Here is a 26,835-nt window from a genome sequence, read left to right on the forward strand (position 1 = left end):
ATTCAGGTGGTCACGAGCACCCCCCGGGACCGGGTAGTATTTTCTTCGTCGCCAGCCGCGGAAACGAAAAATCCGCGAAAGGCGGGAGTCATGCGCCGCTAGCTCAGTTGGTTAGAGCAGCTGACTCTTAATCAGCGGGTCCGGGGTTCGAGTCCCTGGCGGCGCACAAGATCGAAGGGCCCTTCGCGCAAGCGAGGGGCCCTTCGGCGTCTTCCCTCGTCAGCGGCCTGTAGGCGGACTTCCCCGGTGGCCGCCACCAGACGGGATCCGCGCACCGGAGCCCCTCCCGCCTGAGCAGCGCCCGGTGGATCTTGTTCGTCGCCGTCACCGGCATCCGGTCCACCACCCGCACGAACCGGGGCGCCATCTTCGTGCCGAGGTCCGGCTGGGCGCGCAGGAACGCCTCGAAGGCCGCCGGGTCGAAGCTCCCGGCGATCGTCGCCATCACCTGGTCCCCGGTCACCGGGTCCGGCACCCCGTACACGGCGACGGCGAGCGCGCCCTCGTACCGGGCGACGATGTTCTCGATCATCGCGGCGGCCAGGTTCTCGCCGTCGACGCGGATCCTGTCGTCGCCGCGGCCCGCGAAGTACAGATAGCCGTCGGCGTCCCGGTAGAAGAGGTCCCCGGTCCAGTACGCCCCCTCCCGGCGCCGCTCGGCCTCCGCCGCCGGGTTGCGCCAGTAGCCCTCGAAGGGGCTCGGGCCCCGGTTCACCAGCTCGCCGATCGCCTCGTCGCCGTTGAGCAGGCGCCCGGCAGTGTCGAAGGCGGCACGCGGGCACTCCCGACCGGTGGCCGGATCGAGCACCACGAGCCCGGGTGCCGCGGGGCCCACCGCGCCCGGCGGCGTCCCCGGCGCCCACTGGATCGCCGCCCCGCCCTCGGAGGAGCCGTAGCCCTCCACCAGCCGCACCCCGAAGCGCCGCTGGAAGGCCGCCGCGTCCACCGCGCCGGCCTCGGTGCCGAAGCCGAGGCGCAGCGGGTTGTCCCGGTCGTCCGGGCGCTCCTCGGTGGCGAGGAGGTACTGGACCGCCCGGCCGACATACGTGAAGTACGTCGCCCGGTAGCGCCGTACGTCGGTGAGGAACCCGGAGGCCGAGAAGCGCCGGCGCAGCGCCACCCCGGCTCCGGCGGCCAGCGCGGGCGCCCAGTCGGCGATCACGGCGTTGCCGTGGAACATCGGCATGCACACGTAGTGCACATCGTCCGCGCGCACCCCGAACTGCCGGACCAGCGCGTGCCCGGCGGCGGCCAGCCGGCCCTGGGAGCAGATGGCGGCCTTGGGCGCGCCGGTGGAGCCGGAGGTGAAGTAGAGCAGCAGCCGGTCGGCCGGGGCGGCCCGGCCGGGGTCGGGCACGGCACCGGCGTACGAGGCGAGGAGCCCGGCGTACTCGGGGCCGTCGGTGACGAGGATCCGCACCCCGGGCAGGTCGAGACCGGCCAGCAGGGGCAGGTGGGCTCGTTCGGTGACGAGGAGCGCGCACTCGGTGTGCCGGATGTCCCGGGCCAGCTCGGCGCCCCGCCGGGTCGGGTTGATGCCGGCGACGGCGGCCCCGGCAAGGGCTGCCGCACCGAGCCACAGCGGGAACTCCTCGGTGTTGTCGAGCAGCACCCCGACGTGCGGGACGGCGCCCGGTGGCAGCAGGTCCCCCAGCAGCGCCGCCCGCGCCGCGGCCCCCGCCGCCAGCTCGTGATGGCTGAGCCGCCTCTCCTCGCACCACAGCCCCGGCCGGTGGTCCCCCCACCGCGCCGCCACCAGCTCGGCGACCGTCCGCTTCGTGGACTCCATGACGGAGCACGATAACTGACGGAACGTCAGAAGTGGAGGGCTGCGCGGCTACGGCATCAGGCCGTCGGCCTCCGTGACCATCATGTGCGCCACGACGATGAAGACCACGCAGACGGTGGTGGCGAGGCCGATGACAATCAGCCCGCAGCCCGTGCCGAAGGCGAGCCTGGCGCGCGAGGGCGGCAGCGCGGTGGCCAGCTCGGGGCACTCCGGCAGATAGCGCACGATGACGTGGTCGCCGTCCACGACGGTCGAGGGGCCGTTCTCCTCGTCGAAGCGGACCGTGCGGCCCTCGCGGGTGGTGAACTCGTAGACGTGGTGCAGGGTGGTGTGCACCGACGAGTCCCCGCCGCCCCCGCTCGTCGTCGTGTACGACCTGAGGCAGCGGCCCTCGGCGGTCAGGCCGTGCGTCCAGGTCCGGCTGATGCGCCGGGCGCGCCGGATCAGCGCGTACGCCGCGAAGGCGAGGAAGCCGATCATCACGACCGGCACGATGTAGAGCAGCAGTTCCATGAGGTCCCCCGAGGTCGGTACGCCGCTCTCTTCGAGGGGCGTGGCGGGAAACTACCTCCGCCGCAGGCGAGTTTGCCTCAAGCGAAGCTCAGAACCGCGGGAGCGTCGCCCACTCGCGCATGAGGACGATCGCGGCTGCCGTGAGGACGCCCAGCCAGACCACCGTGCTCGCCAGGTCCTTGCCCGGCTGCGGTTCGGCGGCGGTGGCCTTGTCCGGGTCGTGCGGGGCGTAGTAGACGGGGACCAGGTCGCCCTCGGCCCGGTGGCGCGGACCGCCGCTCTCCTTGAAGCGGACGGCGCGGCCGTCCACGGTGGTGTAGTCGTACTCGTGCCACTGCACGCGCTGGGGCACGTTGTTGACCGTCCGGGTGGTGGTCCAGGCCCGTATCACCCGGGCGTGCGCGGTCAGTCCGCTCTCCCAGGCGGCACGCCGCTGCTGCGTCCGGCGCACCAGGCCGACGGCGGCCCCGACGATGATGACGAGCATCAGCAGCATGATGATGTCGAACCAGGCACCCATGGTGCGCGTACCCCCGTACGTCGGTATCAGGACTCACGTGCGCCGGACGAGCAAGCGGAAGCATCCGTACCGGCGCACGCGGACCCTATCCGAGCCGGAGTCGGAGGACGACGGCCGGGATCGAACGGTTACGAACGCGATCAGAAGGTGACGTCCGAGCAGGCATAGAACGCGTTGCCCGTGTCGGCGACCGTCCACACCGCGAGGATGACGTGGTGACCGCTCAGTCCGGTCGGCAGCGTGCCACTGTGGGAGAGCGTCTGCGGCGGGCGCTGGCCGTTGTACGGCACCGTCAGGAACGGGGTGAGGTTGAGGTCCGAGCGGGACAGGGCGTGGTTCTGGTTCCAGCCCTGCCTGGTGACGTAGTACTTGAAGTCCGTCGTGGCGTGCATGGCGGTGAACTGCCAGCGGAACGTGTACTGCTGACCTCCTGTCAGCTTGGTGGTGGGCCAGGGCGCGCCGGACGGGGTGGTGGGCGAGCTGAGCTCGGCGAAGCGGCTCAGGCCGCCGCTGCAGAGCTGGCCGTCGGCGGGTCCGGCGGCCGGGAAGCCCTTGGGGCCCTCGACGCTCTGCGGCTCCCACTGGATGTCGCCGCAGTCCGTCACGGTGCCGTTCTGGCAGAGCTTCTGCCTGCTGACGGGAAGGTCGGTGTAGCCGTGCCCGCTGGCGCCGCCGGTGGAGAGCGCGAAGGCTCCGGCGGTCACCACACCCAGCACGGCTGCGGATAGCGCAGACAATCTGGTCTTGGTGCGCATGCTGCCGCTCCTGGAGAACGTGGGGAGTTCGGGGAGTTCGGTGAGCTGTGCAGACGTTAGGTCTAGACCAAGTCTCAGATTATTGCCGCGCCTTGAACATGTCCAGACCAATCGCGAGCCCTGTCGCCAGCCTCGTCGCGACCTCGGCCCCCAGAACCCTCACGCCGGCTCCCCGCGCCCCGAGCAGAACGCCACCGTCAGGTCCCGCACGAGCAGCTTCCGCTCGTAGTCGTCCAGTTCGACCAGGCCGCGCATGGTCAGCCGGGTCACCGTGTCCTCCACCGAGTCCACCACCGAGCTGAGCATGGTGGCCCGCTGCTGCGCGTCCAGCGTGGCGATCCGGCGCCGGTGCATCGCCGCCGCGACCTCCGGCGCGTACTCCACCCGGACCGGCTGCACCGAGAACACCTCCAGGCCCACCGGCGCGGTCTCCGCCGCCACCAACCGGGTCAGCGCCTCCCCGGCCGCCTCCGCCCCGCCGCGCGCCCCGCCCGGCGGCTCCACGGGCACCCGGGCCAGCGCCGCCTCCACGCACTCACGCAGGAACGTCTCGTGGTCCTCGATGCCGAGCAGGGCCCGCGCGGTGTCCCGCACCCGCCACACCACCAGGACGACCACCTGCTGCGCCACCCCGTTGCCGTCCGCCGCCGGCATCGCCTCGCTGCGCCAGTGCCGCAGCCGTACGTCGACCCGGCGGCGCGGCAGCAGCGGGTTCACCCAGAGCAGCCCGGTGCGCCGGACCGTCCCCCGGTAGCGGCCGAACAGGCCGAGCACCCAGGCCCGCCCGGTCGCCCCGCGGGCCAGCCCGCCGAAGCCGAGCGCGCCGAGCGCCCCGGCCCCGGCGTACGCCGCCCACTGGGCCGGGCCGAGCCCTACGCCCGTGTGTACCGGCAGGCGCAGCGCCTCCGCCGCGAGCGGCGGCAGCACCCCCGCCCACCACGAGACGGCCAGGCAGCCGGAGAAACCGCACGTCCCGGCGAGCACCCCGGCCGCCCCCGGCAGCACCCGCGCCGGGCGCTCGGCCAGCTCCGGGTCGACCTGCGGGAGCGTACGGCCGGGCACCGCCGCCGGGCGCCGCAATCGCGGCTGCTCGCCGGTGCTCTGACGGCTGCCCACCACGGCGGGCTTCAGCGGCACCGGGTCGGGGTCGTCACGGAAGAGCAGATGGACCGGGATCTCGGTGGTCGCCTCGTTCTGGATCAGCCGGGCCGGACGGGGAGCGGCGCCCGCCTCGCCCGCCGCGCCTGTCGTACTCGCTGCACCCTCCGCGCTCACCGTGCCCTCCGCGCCCGCCGTGGCCTCCGCGCCCGCCGTGCCCCCCGGAGGCCCCTCGGACTCGGGCGTGTGTGACGTGGTCGTACTCATGCGTGCCTCCAGCCTCCAGCCTCCGCGCCAGATGCCCTAACCGAACAGGCGGCGCCAGGTCTCCGGGCCCGGGTAGCCGTCCGCCGCGCCGCCCCGCCAGCCCTGGCTGCGCTGGAACGCCTCGACGGCCCGCCGGTCCGCCTCGCTCCAGCGCGGGCCCGGCCCGGTCTCGTAGAACCTGCCGAAACCTTTCTTCACGAGCCGCTTCCCCAGCTCGGTGACATACGGGTTCTCCGCCCCGGCCGGAACCGGTTCCGGCCCGGATAGCCGGGCACACCGTGCGCGTTGGGGGGCCGCGACGGTCCGGCCGCGCCGGGCGCGATGTCCTTGCCCTTCCGGTTGACCAGCAGCTCCCAGGTGCGCGGGCCGGGCAGCCCGTCGGCGTCCGCACCGCTCCAGCCCTGGGCCAGCTGGAACGCCTGGGTGGCCCGCCGGTCCGCCTCGCCCCAGCGCGGACCCGGGCCCTGGGTGTAGTAGGGGCCGCCGCCCCGGGCGACGAGCATCTGCCCGAGCAGGGTGACGTACTTGTCGTTCGCCCCCGGGCCGAAGTACCCGGCCCCCGGGAAGGGCACCGGATCCGTCTTCTGCCCGGCCGGCTCCGCACCCGCGACGCCGGGGGGCACGCCCTTGTAGCGGTAGGGGACGTACTTGTCGGCGTGGCTCCAGTAGGGGTACGGGGTGGACTGGCGGCGGGTGTGCGGGGGTGTCTGCTCGTAGGCCGTGTAGTAGGTGCGCGTGTAGTCGGTCCAGCCGCCGAAGATCACGACGTGCGAGCCGCGCTGGGGGTCGTCGGGGTTGTGGTGGAGCAGCATGTCGCCGGGCTGGAGGTCCTCCTTGGCGATCCGGTCCGCGAACCCGCCGAGGCTGCCCGTCCATTCGTTGCCGGGCAGGCCCCAGGCCATGGAGACGAAGCCCGAGCAGTCCTGCCGGTAGCCGTCGGACCAGTACGTGTCCATGCTGTACGGCACCTGCGCGGCCACCCAGACCTTGGCCCGCTTGATGATGTCGGTCCTGGTGGTGGCCGGGAAGCGGACGGCCGCGGGCTTCGCCGGGCTGCCCGCCGGACCGTGCAGCGGGGCCTCGGCGCCCTGCGGGGTGTCGGGCTCGCCGTCGTCCGGCGAGGCGTCGGGGCGGTGGGGTCCGGACGGGAGGTGCGGGGCGGCGAGGGCGGCGGCCGGGGAGGCCGCGCCGAGGGCTGCGGACGCGACGGCGGCCACGGCCAGCACCCCCCGGGCCGCCAGGAGGCGGGGGCTGAGCCGCCGCCACCGGACGCAGCCGGGGCAGTCGCAGTCGCTCGCGGGGGCGAGTTCCTCGAACACCGGAGCGGCCATGCGATCTGCCTCACATCTGGGGTGGTTCCGTCCGCGAGTGTGCACATTGATCAGTCTCACAACTGTCTTCCGGACACGCATGTTGACGGTCCGAATGATGTACGGGTCCCCGCCGGCGGCCTCCCCCGCCACCTGACGGTGGTCGGGAGCACTCCTCAAGGTCGGGTAGAGTTCTCTTTGTCAGCAGGCGCCGCTAGCTCAGTTGGTTAGAGCAGCTGACTCTTAATCAGCGGGTCCGGGGTTCGAGTCCCTGGCGGCGCACCGACCGAAAGGCCCCTCGCGTAAGCGGGGGGCCTTTCGCATACTCGGACGGGGTCCCGCCGCCGATTGGCCGGATACTCTCTCGCCATGGCGGCCCGGGACCTGCAGGAGCGGATCAAGAAGCTGATCGTCGATCGGCGGCTGCCCTCGGGCGCCCCGCTGCCGACCGAGCCGGAACTGATGGAGTTCCTCGGGGCGAGCCGGAACTCGGTGCGCGAGGCGCTGAAGGCGCTCCAGGCGATGGGGATCGTGGAGATCCGGCACGGCTTCGGGACGTACGTCGGCTCGATGTCGTTCGCGCCGATGATCGAGGGGCTGGCCTTCCGGACCGTCGCCGGTCACTACCGCGGCGAGGACTCCCTGCTCCAGCTGCTGGAGCTGCGCGAGGCCGTCGAGACCGGGCTGGTGTCACGGCTGGCCGGACGGCTGCCGGAGGCCGACCTCGGCGAGCTGGAGGCCCTGGTCGGGCGCATGGAACGGGAGGCCGCCGAAGGGGTGGGCCTCGCCGAGACCGACCGCGCGTTCCACGCCGCCCTCTACCGGGGGCTGGACAACGTCCTGCTGAGCGAGGTGCTGGAGGCGTTCTGGGACGCCTTCCACCGGGTCCAGCGGGACCTGGTGGACATGCCGCAGGACCCGCGGATCACCTGCCGGCAGCACCGGGAGATCCTGGACGCGGTCCGCTCCGGCGACTCGCTCCGGGCGGAGGAAGCCATACGGGACCACTTCGGGCATGTGCGCGCCCGGCTCGGTGCGGTCAGGGACCGGTGCCCGTGAGGTACGCGGAGACCACCACGTTCGCGGTGTAGCTCTGGCTGGCGCGGTCGTAGGGGCCGCCGCAGGTGATCAGGCGGAGTTCGGCGCGGCCCTGCTTGCGGGGGCCGTAGGCCTGCCGGGCGTCGAAGCGGTCGCGGGGCAGGACGCTGACGTCGTCGATGGTGAACGCGGCGACCTTGCCGTCCGCGCGGAACACCCGGACCGTCTCGCCGGGCTTGAGGGTGCTGAGCTTGTAGAAGACGGCGGGCCGGGTCTTGGTGTCGACGTGTCCGACCAGCAACGCGGTGCCCGGCGCACCGGGCTGGGTACCCCCGCGGTACCAGCCGACCACGCCCGGCTGGTCGAAGGGCGGCGGGTCGATGGCGCCGCGGCTGTCGAGGCCCCGGGCGACCACCGGGGCCTGCACGCCCAGTTCGGGGATGTCGACGCGCTGCGGCACCGAGCCCGCCAGCGGCTGGGCGGCGGGCGGGAGGTCCGCCTCGGCCGGGCGGCCCACGGCGGCGATGTCACCGGTGGTGGGGCCGTCCGGGCTGGGCCGTACGTCGGTGATGCCGCGGCCCCACAGCCACAGCCCGATCAGCAGTACCGCCCAGGCCAGGCCGGTGATCAGGCGTCCGGTGCCGGAGGAGCGGACGCCGTCGTCGGACATGGCGCCCGCCCTCAGCGCGAGCCGCGGCCCCGGCGGGCGCGCAGCCCGACGGTGACCGCTGCGAGCCCTGCGAGCACCATGCCGGTCACCGTCTGCGCGGTGCCGGGTCCGGCGTCCCGGGTGTCCCGGGCGTCCACGGAGGCGAAGTGCGCGGTGCCACCGCCGCCCGCGTGGACGGGGGCGACGGGCGAGGCGGACCCGCCGGGCGGGTCGGTACGGCCGGACTGGTCGGACTGGCCGGACTGGTCACTACGGCCGGACTGGTCACTACGGCCGGACTGAACGGACTGATCAGACTGACTGGACTGACTGGACTGATCGGTACGACCGGACTGGTCCGAGGACGACGAGTGGCCGGACTGGCCGGACTGGTCACGACCCGACTGGCCGGACTGGTCACGACCGGACTGGCCGGACTGGTTGGAGTGGTCGGACTGGTCATTACGACCGGACTGGTCACTACGACCGGACTGGTCGGAGTGGCCCGAGTGCTGCCCTGACTGCCCGGACTGCCCGGACTGCCCGGACGGCCCGGACGGCCCGGAGTCCCGGTCCACCACGGTGATCCTGCGGGTGAGCGTGAAGTCGACGCAGCTGATCTTCACGTCGTAGGAGCCGGGCTTGAGCGAGGAGCGGACGCGGGTCTCGCCGGACAGGCTGCCCTGGCTGCCGCTCAGCCGTGCGTCGGAGACAAAGGCGCCCGAGACGGCGGTGCCCTGTGAGCCCGTGCAGCCGCGCACCCCGAGGGAGACGTCGGAGCCGGGGAAGAGGGACTCCGGGGTGACGGAGACTCCGTGGCCGTCGTCGGCCGCGTACGCCGCCGGGGTGAGTGCGGTGAGGGTGAGGAGTCCGGTGCAGAGAGTGAGGCGTAGTGAGCCCATCGTGAACCTCCAGTTACCTGGAGGCTCCCCCGGCGGGGGCGCCCCCGCATCCTCGGGGGGCGCCTTCTTGCTCCGACCGGGTGATACCGGGTTTCGGACGCCCGCTCAGACCAGGTCGACCAGGTCCGCGACGGAGTCGACGACCTGCGAGGCGCGGAAGGGGTAGCGGTCGATGTCGTCGGGCTGGGTGACGCCGGACAGCACCAGGAAGGTGCGCATCCCGGCCTCCAGGCCCGCGAGGACGTCGGTGTCCATGCGGTCGCCGATCATCGCCGAGGTCTCCGAGTGGGCGCCGATCGCGTTGAGCCCGGCGCGCATCATCAGCGGGTTGGGCTTGCCGACGAAGTACGGCTTCTTGCCGGTCGCGGCGGTGATCAGGGCGGCGACGGAACCGGTGGCGGGCAGCGCGCCCTCCGTGGAGGGGCCGATGTTGTCGGGGTTGGTGGCGATGAACCGGGCGCCGTCGTTGATGAGACGTACGGCCCTCGTCATGGCCTCGAAGGAGTAGGTGCGGGTCTCGCCGAGGATCACGAAGTCCGGGTCGTGGTCGGTGAGGACGTAGCCGACGTCGTGCAGGGCGGTGGTCAGGCCGGCCTCGCCGATGACGTACGCGCTGCCGCCGGGCCGCTGGTCGTTGAGGAACTGGGCGGTGGCCAGCGCCGAGGTCCAGATGTTCTCCGCGGGCACGTCCAGACCCATCCGCCGCAGCCGGGCGTGCAGGTCACGGGCGGTGTAGATGGAGTTGTTGGTGAGCACCAGGAACGGCAGCCCGGACTCGCGCAGCTTCTTCAGGAAGGCTTCGGCGCCAGGGATCGGAACACCTTCGTGGATCAGGACGCCGTCCATGTCGGTGAGCCACGACTCGATGGGCTTGCGGTCTGCCATGTCTTGCGTCTCCTGGCGTGCGTACGGTCAAGAAGGCTGGGGGCGCCGGAACCACGGCGTACCGACGCCCACAGCCTAGTCAGGGTGTCCTGATCGCGACCCCGGTCAGAACTGGCTGATCTTCACCCCGTCGATCACCCAGTACCAGTTGTTCCCGCCGGTGTAACGGAAGCGGACGCGGGCCGTGCTCGCCCCGGCCGGGACCTGGAGGGTGATGGTCTCGGTGCGCGAGGACACGTCGGCGGTGTACGTCTTCACGGTCACCGGGGTGCCGCCGTCGTAGGAGACGAGGACCTCGCCCTTCTGCGGGGCCTCCTGCCGGTAGTACGTGGTGTAGCTGAGGGTGGCGGTGGTGCCGCCGGTGACCGGGTAGGCGGGGCTGACGAGGGTGGAGTCGAAGCTGCCGGTGAGGGCCTTGTCGCTCCACTCGTCGCCGTCGGCGACCGCGAACACGTTCCGGGCGCGGACGTTGCACTCGCGGTTCTGGTCGCGCTGGGCCTGGGTCCAGAACTCGTCGGTGGTGAAGGACCAGCCCCGCCACTCGGTGACCCCGCCGCCGCCCATCCGGGAGTTGTCGACGGCCCAGCCGGCCGGCGGGGTGTGGGTGAAGCCGAGGATGCTCGTGGAGATGCCGGTCTCGTCGACGCGGGTCTGCAGCTGGCCGCGCAGGGAGTCGAAGTCGTCGGGGGTGGGCTGCTGGACCGGGCGTCCGTCCAGGTCCCAGGCGGGGTCGAGGGCGATGCCGAGGTGGGCGAGCGCGGAGGCGGCGATGTCCGGCATCTTCACGTCGTACCGGACCGAACCGGCCGCGAGCGCAGGCCCGGTGGCGATCATGAAGGTCTGGCGCTCCTGGAGGGTGGAGCCGCCGTGGCCGCCGGCGTCGGTGTGCCCGTGGTCGGCGGTGACCATGATCAGCCAGTCCTCGTCGGCGTACGTGGCGCGGGACTTGACCGCGGCCACCATCTGCCCGACCTGCGCGTCGGCGGTGTGGATGGCGTCCAGGTACTGCTGGGAGGCGGCGCCGTAGCTGTGTCCGGCGTGGTCGATGTTGTCGATCTGGACGAAGACCGCGTCCGGGTTGCCGTCCCGCAGCTGGGCGACGGCGCGGGAGGTGGTGCCGGTGTCGTACTCCGCGCTCGGGGTGGAGACCCGGGTGTCGACCGCGGTGGAGAACACCGTGTCGGTGATCGGCGCCCAGGAGGAGACGGCGTAGGTGTTCAGCTCGGGCTTCGCCGTCTCGACGCGGGTCAGGAAGTCCGGGTACTGGGCGAACTTGGCCCCGCTGAAGGTGTTGTCCTTGACGTTGTGCTTGTCCGGCCAGACGCCGGTGATGATCGTGGACCAGCCGGGCCCGGACAGAGTGGGCGCGAGCGGGTTGGCGTAGATGCTGCTGGGCGCGGTGAGACCGGCGGCCATCAGGGCGTCGAGGTTCGGGGCGTCGGCGTCCTTGATGCGCTGGAGCAGGCAGCCGTCCAGGCCGATGACCAGGACCTTGGGCGTCCGGGGGGTGGCGGCCCGGGCGACGGCGGCGAGCGGGCCGGCGGTCACGGCGACCGCGGCGGCGGAGACGAGGAACGTACGGCGGGACATGCGGTTCGACACGGAGACCTCCGTAGGGGACGGGCGAGCGCGTGTGCGGGCATGGGTGTGTGCGGGCATGTGCGGGCATGGCAACGCCCCCGGTGGTGCCAGGGGCGTTGCAGGATGTTGCGGAGGGGGCTGGGTCAGCTGCCGGTGGCGGACTTCCAGTCCTCGACGTACGACGTCAGGTTCTTGTCGATGTCGTTCCAGTCCGGCGCGAAGATGTCCACGCCGTCCATCAGCTTGGTGAGCGCGACGGCGTTGGCGTCGGTGGCCTTGACGTCCTGGCGGGCGCTGAAGCCGCCGCCGATCTCGCTGACCTCCTGCTGCTGCTTCTGCGCGAGCATGAAGTCGAGCAGCTTCTTGCCGTTCTCGCTGTGCGGGGCCTTGGTGACGAGGCCGGCCGCGTAGGGCAGCGCGAAGGTGGTGGGCTTGCCGTCCTTGCCGGCCGGGAACCAGATGCCGAGGTTGGGCATGTCCTTGGACTGGGCGTAGTTCATCTGCACATCGCCGTTGGCGACGAGCAGTTCGCCCTTGTCGACCTTGGGCGCGAGCTTGCCGGTGGAGGCGGACGGGCCGACGTTGTTGGCCTGGAGCTTCTTCAGGTAGGCGAGGGCCTGCTCCTTGCCGCCGAAGTCGTGTATCGCCTTGATCAGTACGGCGGTTCCGTCACCGGCGACACCGGGGGTGGAGTACTGGAGCTTGTTCTTGTACTTGCCGCCGAGCAGTTCGTCCCAGGTCTTGGGGGCCTGCTTCAGCTCCTTCTTGTTGTAGACGAAGCCGAAGTAGTTGTTGACGACGGAGGTCCAGGTGCTGTCGACGGCCTTGTCGCCGCCGCTGACCTGCACGGAGTCCTTCGGCTCGTACTTCTCGAGCAGGCCCTTGCTGTCGGCCTGCTGGATGAACGGGGGCAGGGTGACCAGCACGTCGGCCTGCGGGTTGCTCTTCTCGCGCAGGGCGCGCTGCACCATCTCGCCGGAGCCGCCCTCGACGTACTTGACCTTGATGCCGGTCTGCTTGGTGAAGTCCGCGAAGACCTTGTCGTACCAGCCGTCGCCGTTCTCGCCCTTGAGGCCGTCGGCACTGTAGACGGTGACGGCCTTGGCGTCGGAGGAGGACGAGGAGCCGCCGCAGGCGGTGAGCAGCGGGGTGGCGAGGAGGGAGACGGCGACGGCGAGCTTGAGCGTGTTTCTGGGCATGGCGGGATGAACTCCTGGCGGTGAAAGGGGTCGTGAGGGAGGGGGAGTGTCACGGATTCAGCGCTGCGGGCTCAGCGCTGCGGGATCGGCTCTGTGGGCTCAGCGGTACGAGGCTTTGGTGCGGACCCGGGAGACGGCGAACAGGACGAGCAGGGTCGCGGCCATGAGGACCACCGCGACGGCGGACCCCGCGAACAGGGCGCCGCGGTCGGTGGCCGCGTAGATCAGGACGGGAAGCGGGGTCCAGTCGGGCGGGTAGAGCATCATCGTGGCGCTCAGCTCGCCCATGGAGAGGGCGAAGCAGAGGCCGGCGGCGGCGGTGAGCGAGGGCAGCAGAAGCGGCAGCCGCACCCGCCACAGGACGTACGCGGGCCGGGCGCCGAGGGAGGCGGCGGCCTGTTCGTACGCCGGGTCGAGGCGGGTGATGGCCGCCGACACGGACTGGTGGGCGAAGGCGGCCACCAGCACGGTGTGGGCGAGGATGACGATCCAGCGGGTGCCGTTGAGCAGCATCGGCGGCTTGGAGAAGGCCACCAGGACCGACAGTCCGACCACCACCGACGGCACGGCGACCGGCAGCACGAACAGGGCGTCGAGGACCCGGCGGTAGCGCTTCTTCAGGGCGGCCCCGGCCAGCGCGGCCCAGGTGCCGACGGCCAGGGCGAGCAGGCTCGCGGTGGCGGCCGTGACCAGGCTGGTGGTGAGGGCCTGGAGGGCCTCGCCGCGGGTGGCGGAGCGGTAGTTGGCCGTGGTCAGGCCCGAGGGCAGGACGCTGGACCAGTGGGTGGCGAAGGAGGCGCCGAGGACGACGAGGAGGGGCAGGGCGAACAGCGGCACGAAGAGGACGAGAAACACCGCCCACACGGCCCACTTGGCCTTGCGGCTATGCACCAGCACGACGGCTCACCACCCGGTAGAGGCCGTACAGCCCCACGGAGATCAGGACGTTGACGACGGCGACCACGCACGCGCCCGGATAGTCGGACTCCAGGATCGCCTTGCTGTAGACGAGCATCGGCAGGGTCGTGACCCCTTTCGCGCCGGTGAAGAGCACGATCCCGAACTCGTTGAGGCACAGCACCAGGACGAGGCTCCCGCCGGCCGCGAGCGCGGGCAGCGCCTCCGGCAGGATCACCTGCCGCACGATGCGGGGCGCTCGGGCGCCGAGCGAACTGGCCGCCTCCAGCTGAGCGGTGTCGAGCTGGGAGAAGGCGGCGAGCAGGGGCCGCATCACGAAGGGCGTGAAGTAGGTGACCTCCGCCAGCAGCACCCCCCAGGGCGTGGTCAGGAACTGGAAGGGCCCGTCCGCCGCGCCCGTGAGGTCCGTCCACAGCCCGTTGGCCATGCCGACGGTGCCGTAGATGAACAGCAGCGCCAGCGTGATCAGGAAGGACGGGAAGGACAGGAAGACGTCGACGAACCGCGCCACCGCCTTCGCCCCGGGGAACGGTACGAACGCGATGACCAGCGCCAGCAGGAACCCGAGGACCATGCACCCGGCCGTGGAGGCCAGCGCCAGCCAGACGGTGGTCCACAGCGCGTGCCGGAACGCCTCCGAGGCGAAGACGTCGGTGTACGGCTTCAGGGAGGTGCCGCCGGTGTCCGGCTGGAAGGACTGCTGGACAACGAGGGCGAGGGGGTAGAGGAAGAAGAGGGCGAGCAGGGCTACCGGGGGCAGGGCCCACAACAGGCGCCTACTCATGGGTGACTCCGGCGGGCAGCAACACCGCATCCTCGGACTCGAAATGCAGGGTCACCGATTCCCCGTGACCGGGGGGATCCTTGAGCTCACGTACGTCCGCGATGACCGTGTGCCCACCGACCTCGACGTACAGCCGGTGCGTGGCCCCCCGCCACTGGATCTCCCGTACGACACCAACGAGTTGATTCGGCCCCTGCCCCAGCCCGACAACGTGCGGCCGTACACACAGCGTGGCCCGCGCCCCCGCGATCACACCCCCCGTATCGACCTTCACCTCCGTGCCCGCGAAGGACACACCCCCGGACCCCACGGTCACCGGCACCAGATTCGCACCGCCCACAAAGGAAGCTGTGAACTCGGTCTTCGGCGCCCGATACAGCTCGCGGGGCGTCCCGCACTGCTGAAGCCGCGCAGCGTCCATCACCGCGATCCGGTCGGCCAGGGTCAGCGCCTCGACCTGGTCGTGGGTGACGTACAGCATCGACACGTCGGGCAGCTCGCGGTGCAACCGGGCGAGTTCGGTGAGCATCCCGGAGCGCAGCTGGGCGTCCAGCGCGGACAGCGGCTCGTCCAGGAGCAGCACGTCCGGCCGGATGGCGAGCGCGCGGGCGATGGCGACGCGCTGCTGCTGTCCGCCGGACAGCTCGCGCGGGTGGCGGCGGGCGTAGGCGGCCATGCCGGTCATCTCCAGCGCCTCGGCGACCCGTTGGCGTATCTCGCCCTTGGCCGTCCTGCGGGCCTTGAGTCCGAACGCCACGTTCTCGTCGACCCGCATGTGCGGGAAGAGCGCGTACTGCTGCACCACCATGCCGATGCCCCGTCGGTACGGCGGCAGGTCCGTCACGTCCCGGCCGCCGAGGAGCACCCGCCCGGACGCGGGCCGTACGAATCCGGCGACCGCCCGCAGCGCGGTGGTCTTGCCGGAGCCGGACGGCCCGAGCAGCGCCATGACCTCGCCGGGCTCGACGGTCAGGTCGAGCGAGTCGAGGACGACGTTGCCGTCGTAGGCGACGGTGACGGAGTCGAAGCGGATGCCCATCTCAGCGCGCTCCCGACAGCAGGGCGGGCAGAGCGGCGACGGAGTCGAGGACGTGGGTGGCGCCGGCCGCGCGGAACGCGTCGTCTCCGTGGGCGCCGGTACGGACGCCCACGACGAGGCCCGCTGCGGCGCGTACACCGCTGAGCACGTCGTACGAGGTGTCGCCGACGACGGCGACCTGTCGTACGTCCTCGGCCGCCTTCGTCCGGACGAAGGCCTCCAGGACCATGTCCGGGAAGGGCCGCCCGCGCCCGCCGGCGTCGGCCGGGCACAGGGTGAGCGGCACGAGGTCCCGCCAGCCGAGGGCGTCGAGGATGGCGTCCTGGGTGACGCGGGCGAAGCCGGTGGTCAGGACGACGGTACGGCCGCCGGCGGCGAGTTCCTCGATGGCCTCGCGGGCGCCGGGGACCGGGGCGATGAGGCCTGCGTCGACCAGATCGCCGTACGCCTTCTCGAAGGCGGTGTTGGCGCGCTGGGCGAGGTCCTCGGCACCGAACAGGTGCCGGAAGACGGAGATCTTGGACTCGCCCATGGTGGCGCGGACGTAGTCCAGCTTCTCGGCGTGGTCCGCGGAGCCGGGCTCGACGCCCAGTTCGGCGGCGGCTGCCTCGAAGGCGCGCTCGACCAGTCCGCCGTCGGCGACGGTGGTGCCGGCCATGTCGAGGACGACGAGACGGATGTCGGTCAGGGGGTTCATGGGAGTCATGGGGGTCATGGGAGTCATGCGGGTCATGGGGGTACTCACCAGCCCAGTTCGTTCGCGGTGGTTTCGGCTATCGCGGGCGAGCAGGTCATGCCGCGCCCGCCGGGCCCGGTGACCAGCCACACGCCGTCGCTCACCTGCTGCCGGTGGACGACCCGGCTCTTGTCGGTGCACTGCGCGTACACGCCGGCCCAGCGGCGCCGGATGCGCGGCAGCGGGCGGCCGAGAAGGGACTCGACCACCTCGGTGAGGTGCTCGTACGGCTCCTCGACGGTGTCGAAGGCGAAGGGGTGCTCGTACTCGTGGGTGTCGCCGATGGTCAGGCCGCCGTCGGCGCGCTGCACCATGAGCAGCTGCATCTTGTGCTCGGCGGCGGTCGCCGGCTGCGGCCGGCCGGCGTTGAGCGCGTCCAGTGCCGGGGAGGCGTAGGCCGGGTAGTAGCGGAAGCTGTCGGCGTCCGCGACGGAGGTCGGCAGGGCCTCGCCCAGCGGGTCGGTCTGCATCATCTGGAGGCGCACGCGGCGCACGGGCAGGTCGGGCCCGGCCAGCTCGCGGACGAGTCCGCCGAGCCAGGCGCCGGTGCACAGCACGACGGTGTCGGCCTCATGCACGTCCCCGTGGTCGTCGCGCACCTTTCCGGCGCCGACCACCTCGCGGACCTCACGGCCCGGCAGGAAGGTGTAGTTCGGGGACTTCAGCAGCTCTTCGCGCAGGGCGAGCTGGGCCGTACGCGGCTCGACGGCGGCGTCGCGCTCGCAGTAGAGGGCGGCGGTGAACTCGCCGCGCAGGGCGGGGTTGAGGGCACGGGCCTCGGCGGGCAGCAGCAGCTTGTAGCCGCGCTCGGCGGCGTCCGGGCGGGCCACGGCGGCCTCGGCTACGGCGAGTTCGAGGTCCCCGCGCACCGGGGTCAGCGACCCGTTGGCCCGGAAGCCGAGCCCGGGCACCTGCCCGCCGATCTCCTCCCACAACTCCCGCGCCCGCAGCGCGGTCTCCAGCTCTTCTCCACCGGCACGGCCACTGACCCAGATCTGCCCGAAGTTGCGCAGCGAGGCGCCGCGCGCCTCCGCCTCACGCTCGATCTGGACGACCTGGTGGCCGCGCTTCACTGCTTGCCAGGCGTGCATGGTGCCCACCACGCCTGCTCCAACCACTGTCACTCTCACGGCGGCAACGCTCCTCGCGATCGGGGAACCGGAAGGGTCCGGCTGACAACGAGAGCGTGAACGACCCATCACGTTTGGGCTAGACCCGTTATCTTCCCGTGATAATCAAGCGGGGAGGTGATGGGGGACTTTGGGTGCTTTTCAGCCCTTCAGGTGCGTGGTGAAGGAGAACCGGTCGCCCCGGTACAGGGAGCGCACGCGCTCCAGCGGCTGTCCGTCGGTGTCCCTGGAGACCCGGTGGATCAGGAGCATCGGCAGGGCGGGCGGGGTGCCGATGAGCAGGGCCTCGCGAGGCGTGGCCAGCACGGTCTCGACCCGCTCGTCGGCGTCGCCGAAGGCGATGTCCTGGGCCTTGAGGTAGGCGTAGAAGGAGGAGTCGGGATCGAAGTCACGGTCGAGGTTGGGAACCCTGGCCGCGGCGACGTACGTGCTCTCCAGCCCGACCCGTTCATCGTCGGCGAGCAGCACCCGCTCCAGATGCCAGACGGGCTCGCCCCGCGTCAGCCCGGTCTCGGCGGCGAGGGCGGGCGGGCACGGGAAGCGGTCGAGCGTGACGAGCGTACGACCGGGTGTACGGCCCTGGCGGCGCACGCCCTCGGTGTAGCTCGCGAGGGACAGCGGCTGCGCCAGCTTGGGCCCGGCGACGACGGTTCCCCGCCCCCGACGCATCAGGCGCCCCTCCAGCACCAGCTCCCGCACAGCCTGCCGCACGGTCTCGCGGGCGACGTCGTACCGCTCGGCGAGATCCCGCTCGGTGGGGATGAGGCTGCCCTCCCCCAGTTCGTCGAGCAGGGCGGCGATCTGCGCCTTGACCGCGTAGTACTTGGGGATGCGCCCGTGCTCGGGAATGCCGGAGCGGACGGGGGCGCCGGGGTCTTGATCGTTCGGGTAGTCCACGCAGGGATCGTCGCAGACGGGGGCGTGTCTGTCGCAGGCCGGTCCATGCGTCAGCGGCGGCGCCGGCGGGTCAGCAGGAAGGCGCCCGCGCCGACGGCGAGGAGGGCGCTGGTGGCCGCGAGCAGTCCGTAGGCGAGCTCGGGGCCGGTCTCGGCGAGTTCCCGGGCCCGCTCCTCGGCTTCCTGGGCATCCTGGGCGAAGGGGAGGGAGGTGCTTTCGTCCGGGTCGGCGCTGCCGGGGGTGGCCCGAGGGGTGCCGGCCGGGCTCGCCCCGCTCTCCTCCTCCTCGCCCTTGCCCTTGCCCTTGTACTTGTCCTTGTCCTCCGCGATCTCGAACCGGTAGTCGTTGGACTCTCCGACCCAGTCCCCGTCCTGGCCCCGGCGCTGGACGACGGCGGCGTTGAGGGTCACCTGGTCCGCGGCGACGTCCGGCGTGACGGCGAGCCTGACCTTGACGCTGACGGTCCGGCCGGGCGGCACGCTGAACCCGCGGAACCCGTCCCCGTCGAGCACGCCGACCAGCTCCTGCTCGTCCGTGCGCGCGAACGACACCGGCCGGGCGCGGGGGCCGTCGTAGAAGTCCAGCCTGGGCTGCGACGGTTTCAGGGCGCGTTTGCTGTCGGTGAGGACGACGACGGGGTGGATGTCGGCGCAGGTCTTGCGGGTGGTGTTGGTGAGGTCGATGTACCAGGTGCCGTACTCCCCGCCCGGCGCATAGGAGCCGGGCCCGCCACGGATCCGCGTGGCCAGCGGAAAGGCCCGCTCGTCGGCACCGGCACAGGAGGAGACATCCGCGCGAGCGGTCTGCGCCGGCACGAGCACGAGCACGGCGGCTGCGGTGAGACAGAAGGACAGGGGCGTGCACAGTCGCATGAACACATGACCCTCCCGGACGGACACCGGGCTCCGGGACTGCCACTCCGGGGGCGGGGGGAAGTCCGCTCGATCGGAGTTATCCGCTCAGCCCCCCGCCCGCCCGAACACCGGAGCCAGCAACAGCTGCGCAGCCCCCTCGGCCACAACCCGCTCCCCGCCGGGAGCCACCCGCACCGGCACCGTCCCCCCGAGCGCCCCCTCCCGACGCGCCCGGGCGCCCAGCACCTCCGCGACCCCCGAGACGAACACCTCCGGCGCCTCCCCGACCGTCCGCCCCCCGAGCAGCACCAGGTCGATGTCCAGCAGCCCGACCAGATTCCCGGCCCCCACCCCCAGCACCCGAGCCGCCTCCTCCGCGTCCCCACGCCGTACGGCCCCCAGGCACAGCACCTCCACGCACCCCCGGTTCCCGCACTCGCACAAGGGCCCGTCCAGCTGGATCACCTGGTGCCCGAACTCCCCGGCCCCGGTCCGCGCCCCCCGGTGCACGCTCCCACCGATCACCAGCCCGGCCCCCAGCCCCGTACCGAGGTGCAGATAGGCGAACGACCCGCCCTCACCCCCGCTGTCCCCCTCGCCCCGCACCGACAGCCCGAGCGCCGCCGCGTTCGTGTCCTTGTCCACCACGACCGGCACCCCCAGCCGCTCCCCCAGCGCGTCCCGCAGCGGGAACCCCTCCCACTCCGGAAACCCGGTCACCCGGTGCAGCACCCCATGGGCATGATCGAGCGGACCCGGCAGGGCGACCCCGACCCCGAGCAGCGACCCGACCACACCGAGCTCCCGGCCCTCGGGAAGCCCCAGCACCTCCCCCACCAGCCCGGCCACCTCCTCGGCGACCACCCCGAGCACGGCCTCCGCGCCGCCCCCGAGGTCCACCACACCGCGCCGCTCCCCCACCACGGTCCCGTCGAGATCCACCAGTACGGCCCGCAGCTCGTCGCGGTCCAGATGAACCCCCACCGCGTGCCCCGCCTCCGGTACCAGCCGCAGCACGGTGCGCGGCTTGCCCCCGGTGGACGCCCGCCGCCCGGCCTCCGCCGCGAAGCCCTCCTCCCGCAGCCGCGCGGTGATCTTGCTGACGGCCTGCGGGGTCAGCCCGGTCCGTTCGGCCAGTTCGAGCCGGCTGATGCCCTCCGCCCCGGCCGCCCGCAGCAGATCCAGCACCAGCGCGGTGTTGTGACTGCGCACCGCGAGCAGATTCGCCCCCACCGCCCCGCCGCCGCTCTTCGTCCTGCTCACCGCACTCGCACCGCTCGAACCGCTCACACCGCTCACGCCACTCACACCCCCATTCTCCCCACCGCTTGCACTTTGGCAACAGCGTTGCGAAAGTAGGAGGCATGACTGGTACCCCCCTCCGCGTCGGCCTGATCGGCTACGGCCTCGCAGGCTCCGTCTTCCACGCCCCGCTGATCGCCGCCACCGAGGGCCTCGCCCTGGACACGGTGTTCACCTCGAACCCCGAGCGGCAGGAGCAGGCCCGCGCCGAGTTCCCGGAGGTCCGCCTCGCCGCCACCTCCGACGAGCTGTTCGACCGCGCCGGCGAGCTGGACCTGATCGTCATCGCCTCCCCGAACCGGACGCACGTCCCGCTCGCCACCGCCGCCCTCAAGGCGGGCCTGCCGGTGGTCGTGGACAAGCCGGTGGCGGGTACGGCGGCCGAGGCGCGCGAGCTGGCCGCCCTCGCCGACGAGCGCGGCCTCCTCCTCTCCGTCTTCCAGAACCGCCGCTGGGACAACGACTTCCTGACCCTCCGCAAGCTGCTGACGGAGGGCGCACTGGGCGACGTATGGCGCTTCGAGTCCCGCTTCGAGCGCTGGCGCCCGCAGCCCAAGGGCGGCTGGCGCGAGTCCGGCGACCCGGCGGAGTTCGGCGGCCTGCTCTACGACCTCGGCAGCCACGTCGTCGACCAGGCCCTGGTCCTCTTCGGCCCGGCCACCGAGGTGTACGCCGAGACCGACATCCGCCGCCCCGGCGCCGAGACGGACGACGACACCTTCATCGCGCTCACGCACGCGAACGGCGTCCGCTCCCACCTCTACGTCTCCGCGACCACGTCCCAACTCGGCCCGCGCTTCCGGGTGCTGGGCTCGCAGGCGGGCTATGTGAAGTACGGCCTGGATCCCCAGGAGGCGGCGCTGCGCGAGGGCCTGCGCCCGGGCCCGGCCTGGGGCGCCGAACCCGACGCCCTGTGGGGCCGGCTCGGAGCCGGCGAGTCCCCGCTGACCGGCGGCGGCACCCCCGTACCGACCGTGCCGGGCGACTACCCCGCCTACTACACGGCCGTGGCGAAGGCCCTCGCCGGCGCCGGCCCCAACCCGGTGACCGCCCTGGAGGCGGCCTCGGCCCTCGACGTACTGGAGGCGGCCCACCGGTCCGCCCGCGACAAGGTGACGGTGACCCTCTGATGCGCCACCCGCAGATCACCCCCAGGACCACCCCCGAACTCACCCCGAGCGTCGAGGAGTTGGAGGCACAGGAGCGCCGCCTGGTCTTCACCCGGTTCACGTACGAGGACGCGTGGACCCTCGGCTCGCTCCTCGTGGAGCTGGCCCGGGAGCGCCAGGCCCCGCTCGCCATCGACATCCACCGCGCCGGCCAGCAGCTCTTCCACGCGGCCCTGCCCGGCTCCACCCCCGACAACGACGCCTGGATCGCCCGCAAGCGCCGGGTGGTAGAGCGCTACGGCGCCTCCTCCTACCTGGTCGGCGCCCGCTTCCGCGCCAAGGGCACGACGTTCGAGGACTCCTCCCGCCTCGACCCCGACGTGTACGCGGCCCACGGCGGCTCGTTCCCCGTCAACGTCGAGAACGTCGGCGTCGTAGGAGCGGTGACGGTGTCGGGCCTGCCCCAACTCCAGGACCACCGCTTCGTGGTGGAGGCGCTGGAGCAGTTCCTGGGCGATTAGCCCGTCCTCGGGATTCGGGATTACCACGCGGCTCCCTCCGGTTGGGACGGATGTGCCAGGCGATCAAGGCACGAACGCCCACCGGAGGGAAGAAACGCGATGACCAGCGCACACTCCATCAAGGAGAAGATCGGCCGGTACGGCGTCTGGAGCCCGGGGCTCCGCTCGGACGACCCGGCCCGGCGCGGCGCCATCGCCGAGGCCGCCGCGGAGCTGGAAGAACTCGGGTACGGAGCCGCCTGGCTGGGCAGCAGCCCGGGTCCCCGGCATGCCGCCCCGCTCCTGGAGGCGACGTCCCGCCTCGCCGTCGGCACCAGCATCCAGAGCATCTGGCAGCACGAGGCCGAGGCGAGCGCGGCCGTGTTCGCCGAGCTTGAGGCGGCCCACCCCGGCCGCTTCGTACTCGGCCTCGGCGTGAGCCACGCCAAGTTCGCGGACCAGTACCGCCGCCCGTACTCGTCGCTCGTCGCCTACCTGGACGCGCTCGACGCGGCCGGCGTCCCGGCCGGGCGCCGCGTCCTGGCGGCCCTCAGCCCGAAGACCCTGGAGCTGTCCCGGGACCGGGCGGCCGGCGCGATCCCGTACCTCACCACTCCGGAGCACACCGCCCAGGCCCGCGAGCTCCTGGGCGAAGAAGCGCTACTGGCCCCGGAGTTCGCGGTCGTTCTGGAGACCGACCCGTCCCGCGCCCGCGCCCTGGCCCGGCAGCACTTCGCGGTCTACCTCCAGCTCCCCAACTACACCAACAGCTTCCAGCGGCTCGGCTTCACCGAGGACGACCTGGCCGACGGCGGCAGCGACCGCCTGGTCGACAAGCTGTACGCGTGGGGCGAGGAGCACCGAATCCGGGACCGCATCAACGAGTTCCACGAGGCGGGCGCGGACCACGTGGCGATCCAGGCGGTGCACGACGGCGAGCGCGACGCGCTGCCGCGGGAGACGTGGAGGAGGCTTGCCGCCATTTTGGAGGCGTAGCCGACAAATAGGGGCGCGGGGAACTGCGCGACCAGCCACGACGAACCCGCAGTCGCCGTACGACCGCAGTTCCCCGGCGCTCTCAGCGGAGCGCCTACGCGTTCTTCAACTCCTGCCGCTGACGCCCGAGCCCGTCGATCTCCAGCTCCACCACATCCCCGGCCCTGAGGAACGGCTTCGGCTCGGGCTGCCCCATGGCAACCCCCGCCGGCGTCCCCGTGTTGATGACGTCGCCGGGGTACAGAGTCATGAACTGGCTGACGTACCGCACGACTTCACCCACCGGGAAGATCTGGTCGGCCGTACTGCCGTCCTGCCTCAGCTCCCCGTTGACCCACAGTTTCAGCGACAGCTGCTGCGGGTCGGCGACCTCGTCCCTGGTCACCAGCCACGGCCCCAGCGGGTTGAACGTCTCGCAGTTCTTCCCCTTGTCCCAGGTCCCGCCCCGCTCGATCTGGAACTCCCGCTCGGAGACGTCGTGCGCGAGGGCGTACCCGGCGACATGCGCGAGCGCGTCCTCGGCCGACTCCAGGTAGCGGGCCGTACGCCCGATGACGACGGCCAGCTCGACCTCCCAGTCGGTCTTCACCGACCCGCGCGGCACAAGCACGGTGTCGTTCGGCCCGACGACGGTGTCCGGCGCCTTGAAGAAGACGACCGGCTCGGCGGGCGGCTCCGCCCCGGTCTCGCGGGCGTGGTCGTGGTAGTTGAGCCCGATGCACACGACCTTGCCGATCCGCGCGAGCGGCGGCCCGATGCGCAGCCCGCTGGCGTCCAGCGCGGGCAGTTCGCCCGACTCGGCCGCCGTACGCACCCGGGCGAGCGCGGAGTCGTCGGCGAGCAGGGCGCCGTCGATGTCGTCCACGACACCCGACAGGTCCCGCAGGGTCCCCTCGGCGTCGAGCAGCGCGGGCCGCTCCGCGCCCGCCGTACCTACTCGCAGCAGCTTCATGGTCACCGTCTCCCTCGATCGCGAGCGCCCGACCGATGGGTGCGGCCATCGCAGGACTGGACGATCCTCCAAGCCGCCAGTCCACTCCGCAAGACCCTGTTCACGTACTGGACCGTAACCGCGCCCTGTCACACAGGGTCGGCCTCCAAGGGCTCCAGCAGCCGCTTCGGCTTCAGCAGCGCCCTGCTGACCGGATCCGCGGGCGCGGGATCGAGCCCCGGCCCCGGCACCATCACGACATCCGGCACGGGTACGACGACTCCGCAGGCGGGACACTCGCCGCACGGCCCGATCTCGGTGCCGCAGTCGGCGTGCCGGAAGGACCGCAGCGGGGCGCCCTGGAGCTGCTCGCGCCCCCAGCGGCCGAGGGCCCGCAGCGCCGGCCACAACGCGATCCCGCGCTCGGTGACGACGTACTCGTCACGCGGCGGCGCGTCCTGGTAGCGGCGCTTCTCCAGGATCCCCTCCTCGGTGAGCGCACGCAGGCGGGCCGAGAGCACGGCGCGCGGGATGCCGAGGTGGACGAGGAAGTCGTTGTAGCGCCGGACGCCGTAGATCGCGTCACGGACGACGAGGAGCGTCCAGCGCTCACCGACGATCTCCAGCGCGCTGGCGATCGAGCATTCCTGCGTCGCGTAGTCCTTGCCCAGTGCCATGCGGTCCACTGTAGCCATTTTCCGGCAGTTAGTTCATTGACCGAACCGAGGATGCTACGGTTCGAGGCATGACGAGGTTCAATGAACGAACCGTGGACGTTCAGGCGGCAGAGAAGGCCACCGGCGGCTCCACGCCCCCGCACCCCCGAGCCACACCGGCCCTGACCCTGGCCCTGACCAGCGCGGCGACGGCGGTCGCCCTGATGACGTACACCGCCCCGATGGTCACCCTCCCGGCCACGGCGGCTGCCCTGCACACCCCGCTCTCCGCCCAGGCCTGGCTCCTGAACGGCGCCCCGCTCGGCCTCGCCGCCCTCCTCCTGGTGGCCGGCAGCCTCGCCGACGACTACGGCCGCCGCCGGGTCTTCCTCGCGGGCACGCTGGCCCTCGGTCTGACGACGGCGCTCGGTGCCTTCACGACCTCGACCTGGCTGTTCACCCTGGCCCGCATCGCGCAGGGCGCGGCGAGCGCGGCGATCCTGGCGAGCAGCCTGGGCCTGCTGGTGAAGGCGTACCCGACCCCACGCGGCCGGCTGCACGCGACCGGCGTATGGGGCGCGTTCGTGAGCGGCGGCATAGCGGTAGGCCCGCTGCTGTCCGGCGCACTGCCGACCTGGCGGGTGGCGTACGGCGTCCTGGGTGCGGCTGCACTCGTCCTGACGGCCCTGTCCGTAAAGCCTCTCGTGGAGTCCCGAGCACCCCGCGGCGGCCGTCCCGACGTGACAGGCGCGGTGACCTTCGGCCTGGCACTGGTGTCCCTGGTGGCGGCCCTGACCCTGGGCCGGGACGGCTGGCTGCGCGCGCCGGTGGGACTGTTGCTGCTGGCGGCGGCGGTGCTGGTGGGCGTCTTCGCCCTGGTGGAACTCCGCAACCGCACCCCCATGATCGACCTGGGCCTGCTCCGCCACCCCCGCTTCCTGGCCTCCTCGGCGGGCGGCCTGTTCACGGGCCTGGCGGTGATCGGCCTGTTCAGCTTCCTGCCGACGCTGCTCCAGCAGACGCTCGGGCTGTCGCCGATGGACACGGCATGGCTGTTCCTGCTGTGGTCGGGCCTGTCCTTCGTAGTGGCGCTGCAGGCCAAGCGCCTGGCGGGCCGGATACCACCGCGCCACCAACTGGCCCTCGGCTTCCTGCTGCACGCGGCCGGCGTACTCGCCCTGCTCGGCGCCCCGGACTCCGGCTCCTGGCCCCGCCTGCTGCCGGGCCTGGTGCTCGCCGGGATCGGCAGCGGCCTGCTGAACGCCGCGCTGCCGCTGCTCGCGGTGGAGTCGGTACCGACGGAGCGGGCGGCCATGGGCTCCGGGGCCCAGCAGACCTTCCGCTACATCGGCTCGTGCGCCGGGGTGGCCCTGACGATCGCCATCGCCACGTCGACGGGCGGCGGCCTGGCGAAGGGCGCGGATGTCGCGATGATGGTCTCGGCAGGCCTGGCGGTGCTGGCGGCGGTAAGCGTGCTGACGCTGAAGGACCGTTGAGCGAAGGGTGGTTGAGCCGCTACCCCCGGGACCGGGGCCGCATGGAGACCAGCTTCCCCCACACCGCCATCCGGTACCGGGAGGTGAACTCGGGCGTGCAGGTGGTCAGGGTGATGTAGTAGCCGGGCTCGTGGTACCCGTACCCCGGCCGGACGAGGGACCGCGGAACGGGCCGTACGACCCCCGAGTCACGGGCGGAGGTCTGCGGCAGGACCTTGTCGACGGCGTACGTGTAGATCGCGTCCCGTGTATCAACCTCCACGGTGTCCCCGGGCCGCAGCCGCGGCAGATACCGGAACGGCTCCCCGTGCGTGTTCCGATGCCCGGCGAGCGCGAAGTTGCCTGCCTGGCCCGGCTGTTGAGTGCCGGGGTAGTGCCCGACATACCCCTTGTTGAGGACGTCCGCCTTGCTCACCCCTTCGGCAACGGGGACGCGGAGCCCCAGCCGGGGGATGACGAGGATGGCGTAGGCCTGCGAGCGGCGGGGCGGGAAGGAGACGGGGACGGACCGGTACGAGCGCGGCGGCGCGGAACTCCGTGGGTTAGACCCGGAAGAGACACCCGTACCTTCGGAACCGGAGCCAGAGCCGGAGCCGGAGCCGGAGCCGGTGACGCCCCCGCCGGAGTCACCGTCGGCGACGCCGCTCCCCCACTCCCGCTCCAGCGCCTCCACCTTCCGCTCGGCGCCGCGCCGGGCCTCCCGGTTGGTCCACCACAGCTGGTGCACGACCAGGAGCATGAGCACGACCCCGACCGTGACGAGCACCTCGGCCCCGCCGAACACCACCCGCCGACGCCGGGCACGCCGGCGCCGGTCCCGGTGCCGTACGACCGGCACGCCCGCCGAAGCCCGCATGCGCACGCCCACCACCTCCACCGGAGCCGCCCGCGCACGATAGGTCCAACCTCGCCAACTCACCAGTGCCAGAAGGGCGTGGCGACGTAAACACACATCCCCGGAACACCCGCGCAGAGGGGACA

At 72.2% G+C, this 26,835-nt stretch carries 25 protein-coding genes, 2 tRNA genes and 2 pseudogenes; 7 read left to right on the forward strand and 22 right to left on the reverse strand.

The features are described 5' to 3' along the window. Positions 1-92: 92 nt before the first annotated feature. Positions 93-166, forward strand: a tRNA-Lys gene (locus ACWD35_RS07825). Here ACWD35_RS07825 and ACWD35_RS07830 read toward each other — a convergent pair. From ACWD35_RS07830 to ACWD35_RS07855, 6 genes and pseudogenes are all read right to left on the reverse strand, one after another. Beyond that, positions 132-1,789: pseudogene (locus ACWD35_RS07830) on the reverse strand (AMP-binding protein). The gene ACWD35_RS07825 and the pseudogene ACWD35_RS07830 sit on opposite strands and share 35 nt — an antisense overlap. Positions 1,790-1,837: 48 nt before the next feature. Beyond that, a complete protein-coding gene (locus tag ACWD35_RS07835) occupies positions 1,838-2,302 on the reverse strand; it encodes a DUF3592 domain-containing protein (protein WP_451350268.1) in 465 nt (154 codons plus the stop codon). Between the two features lie 88 nt (positions 2,303-2,390). Beyond that, on the reverse strand, positions 2,391-2,822 hold the full coding sequence (locus ACWD35_RS07840; RefSeq protein WP_451350269.1) for a DUF3592 domain-containing protein: 432 nt from the start codon (positions 2,820-2,822) through the stop codon (positions 2,391-2,393). A 140-nt stretch (positions 2,823-2,962) separates the two neighbouring features. Beyond that, on the reverse strand, positions 2,963-3,577 hold the full coding sequence (locus ACWD35_RS07845; RefSeq protein ID WP_451350270.1) for a lytic polysaccharide monooxygenase auxiliary activity family 9 protein: 615 nt from the start codon (positions 3,575-3,577) through the stop codon (positions 2,963-2,965). Between the two features lie 159 nt (positions 3,578-3,736). Continuing rightward, positions 3,737-4,942: an SPFH domain-containing protein gene (locus tag ACWD35_RS07850; protein WP_451350271.1), complete on the reverse strand. Its 1,206-nt coding sequence runs from the start codon at positions 4,940-4,942 to the stop codon at positions 3,737-3,739. A gap of 36 nt (positions 4,943-4,978) precedes the next feature. Beyond that, positions 4,979-6,273: pseudogene (locus tag ACWD35_RS07855) on the reverse strand (peptidoglycan-binding protein). Between the two features lie 187 nt (positions 6,274-6,460). Here ACWD35_RS07855 and ACWD35_RS07860 point away from each other — a divergent pair. Together ACWD35_RS07860 and ACWD35_RS07865 are read left to right on the forward strand one after the other, a co-directional pair. Beyond that, positions 6,461-6,534: transfer RNA gene (locus ACWD35_RS07860), tRNA-Lys, on the forward strand. 87 nt (positions 6,535-6,621) lie between these two features. Further along, entirely contained in the window at positions 6,622-7,311 is a 690-nt protein-coding gene (locus tag ACWD35_RS07865) for a FadR/GntR family transcriptional regulator (protein ID WP_451350272.1), read from the forward strand. Here the strand turns inward: ACWD35_RS07865 and ACWD35_RS07870 are convergent. The 13 genes from ACWD35_RS07870 to ACWD35_RS07930 form a co-directional block, all read right to left on the reverse strand. After that, complete coding sequence (locus ACWD35_RS07870) at positions 7,292-7,960, reverse strand: class F sortase (RefSeq protein ID WP_451350273.1); 669 nt, start codon at positions 7,958-7,960, stop codon at positions 7,292-7,294. The two genes, ACWD35_RS07865 and ACWD35_RS07870, sit on opposite strands and share 20 nt — an antisense overlap. Before the next feature lie 11 nt (positions 7,961-7,971). Further along, positions 7,972-8,841, reverse strand: a complete 870-nt coding sequence (locus tag ACWD35_RS07875; RefSeq protein WP_451350274.1) for a hypothetical protein — start codon at positions 8,839-8,841, stop codon at positions 7,972-7,974. Between the two features lie 105 nt (positions 8,842-8,946). Then, a complete protein-coding gene (locus ACWD35_RS07880) occupies positions 8,947-9,726 on the reverse strand; it encodes an HAD-IIA family hydrolase (RefSeq protein WP_451350275.1) in 780 nt (259 codons plus the stop codon). Positions 9,727-9,831: 105 nt separating this feature from the next. Further along, on the reverse strand, positions 9,832-11,316 hold the full coding sequence (locus ACWD35_RS07885; protein ID WP_451350431.1) for an alkaline phosphatase family protein: 1,485 nt from the start codon (positions 11,314-11,316) through the stop codon (positions 9,832-9,834). A 134-nt stretch (positions 11,317-11,450) separates the two neighbouring features. Beyond that, positions 11,451-12,506: a 2-aminoethylphosphonate ABC transporter substrate-binding protein gene (locus tag ACWD35_RS07890; RefSeq protein WP_451350276.1), complete on the reverse strand. Its 1,056-nt coding sequence runs from the start codon at positions 12,504-12,506 to the stop codon at positions 11,451-11,453. Positions 12,507-12,605: 99 nt separating this feature from the next. Beyond that, on the reverse strand, positions 12,606-13,403 hold the full coding sequence (locus ACWD35_RS07895) for an ABC transporter permease (protein WP_451350277.1): 798 nt from the start codon (positions 13,401-13,403) through the stop codon (positions 12,606-12,608). Beyond that, positions 13,390-14,208 (reverse strand): 2-aminoethylphosphonate ABC transporter permease subunit, encoded by an 819-nt coding sequence (locus tag ACWD35_RS07900; RefSeq protein WP_451350278.1) that lies wholly within the window; start codon positions 14,206-14,208, stop codon positions 13,390-13,392. Before ACWD35_RS07900 ends, ACWD35_RS07895 begins: the two co-directional genes overlap by 14 nt. Next, positions 14,201-15,247, reverse strand: a complete 1,047-nt coding sequence (locus tag ACWD35_RS07905) for an ABC transporter ATP-binding protein (RefSeq protein ID WP_451350279.1) — start codon at positions 15,245-15,247, stop codon at positions 14,201-14,203. The genes ACWD35_RS07900 and ACWD35_RS07905 overlap by 8 nt, the downstream gene beginning before the upstream one ends. A gap of 1 nt (position 15,248) precedes the next feature. Next, the gene (locus ACWD35_RS07910; RefSeq protein ID WP_451350280.1) at positions 15,249-15,962 is read right to left on the reverse strand and encodes a phosphonatase-like hydrolase; all 714 of its coding nucleotides are present in this window, start codon (positions 15,960-15,962) and stop codon (positions 15,249-15,251) included. 26 nt (positions 15,963-15,988) lie between these two features. Beyond that, positions 15,989-17,113, reverse strand: a complete 1,125-nt coding sequence (locus ACWD35_RS07915) for a TIGR03364 family FAD-dependent oxidoreductase (protein ID WP_451350281.1) — start codon at positions 17,111-17,113, stop codon at positions 15,989-15,991. Positions 17,114-17,254: 141 nt separating this feature from the next. Further along, on the reverse strand, positions 17,255-18,010 hold the full coding sequence (locus tag ACWD35_RS07920) for a GntR family transcriptional regulator (protein WP_451350282.1): 756 nt from the start codon (positions 18,008-18,010) through the stop codon (positions 17,255-17,257). A gap of 50 nt (positions 18,011-18,060) precedes the next feature. Further along, complete coding sequence (locus ACWD35_RS07925) at positions 18,061-18,888, reverse strand: hypothetical protein (RefSeq protein WP_451350283.1); 828 nt, start codon at positions 18,886-18,888, stop codon at positions 18,061-18,063. An 81-nt stretch (positions 18,889-18,969) separates the two neighbouring features. Continuing rightward, positions 18,970-20,127, reverse strand: coding sequence for an ROK family transcriptional regulator (locus ACWD35_RS07930; RefSeq protein ID WP_451350284.1), 1,158 nt, complete (start codon positions 20,125-20,127; stop codon positions 18,970-18,972). 101 nt (positions 20,128-20,228) lie between these two features. On the opposite strand from ACWD35_RS07930, the gene ACWD35_RS07935 reads away from it, so the two are divergent. The 3 genes from ACWD35_RS07935 (at position 20,229) to ACWD35_RS07945 (ending at position 22,771) form a co-directional block, all read left to right on the forward strand. After that, complete coding sequence (locus ACWD35_RS07935; protein ID WP_451350285.1) at positions 20,229-21,296, forward strand: Gfo/Idh/MocA family protein; 1,068 nt, start codon at positions 20,229-20,231, stop codon at positions 21,294-21,296. After that, positions 21,296-21,796, forward strand: coding sequence for a heme-degrading domain-containing protein (locus ACWD35_RS07940; protein ID WP_451350286.1), 501 nt, complete (start codon positions 21,296-21,298; stop codon positions 21,794-21,796). Before ACWD35_RS07935 ends, ACWD35_RS07940 begins: the two co-directional genes overlap by 1 nt. A gap of 99 nt (positions 21,797-21,895) precedes the next feature. Further along, a complete protein-coding gene (locus tag ACWD35_RS07945) occupies positions 21,896-22,771 on the forward strand; it encodes an LLM class F420-dependent oxidoreductase (RefSeq protein WP_451350287.1) in 876 nt (291 codons plus the stop codon). Positions 22,772-22,865: 94 nt separating this feature from the next. Here the strand turns inward: ACWD35_RS07945 and ACWD35_RS07950 are convergent, their stop codons facing one another. Both ACWD35_RS07950 and ACWD35_RS07955 read right to left on the reverse strand, forming a co-directional pair. Next, complete coding sequence (locus ACWD35_RS07950; protein WP_451350288.1) at positions 22,866-23,723, reverse strand: fumarylacetoacetate hydrolase family protein; 858 nt, start codon at positions 23,721-23,723, stop codon at positions 22,866-22,868. A gap of 128 nt (positions 23,724-23,851) precedes the next feature. Beyond that, positions 23,852-24,379, reverse strand: coding sequence for a winged helix-turn-helix transcriptional regulator (locus ACWD35_RS07955; RefSeq protein WP_451350289.1), 528 nt, complete (start codon positions 24,377-24,379; stop codon positions 23,852-23,854). Positions 24,380-24,447: 68 nt separating this feature from the next. Between ACWD35_RS07955 and ACWD35_RS07960 the strand changes: the two genes are divergently transcribed. Further along, on the forward strand, positions 24,448-25,854 hold the full coding sequence (locus ACWD35_RS07960) for an MFS transporter (RefSeq protein WP_451350290.1): 1,407 nt from the start codon (positions 24,448-24,450) through the stop codon (positions 25,852-25,854). Between the two features lie 19 nt (positions 25,855-25,873). Here ACWD35_RS07960 and ACWD35_RS07965 read toward each other — a convergent pair whose 3' ends face one another. Then, positions 25,874-26,710 carry a class E sortase gene (locus ACWD35_RS07965; RefSeq protein ID WP_451350432.1) on the reverse strand — a complete coding sequence of 279 codons (837 nt, stop codon included), beginning with the start codon at positions 26,708-26,710 and terminating at the stop codon, positions 25,874-25,876. Between the last annotated feature and the right edge of the window lie 125 nt (positions 26,711-26,835).

Source organism: Streptomyces sp. NPDC002671 (assembly GCF_053592475.1).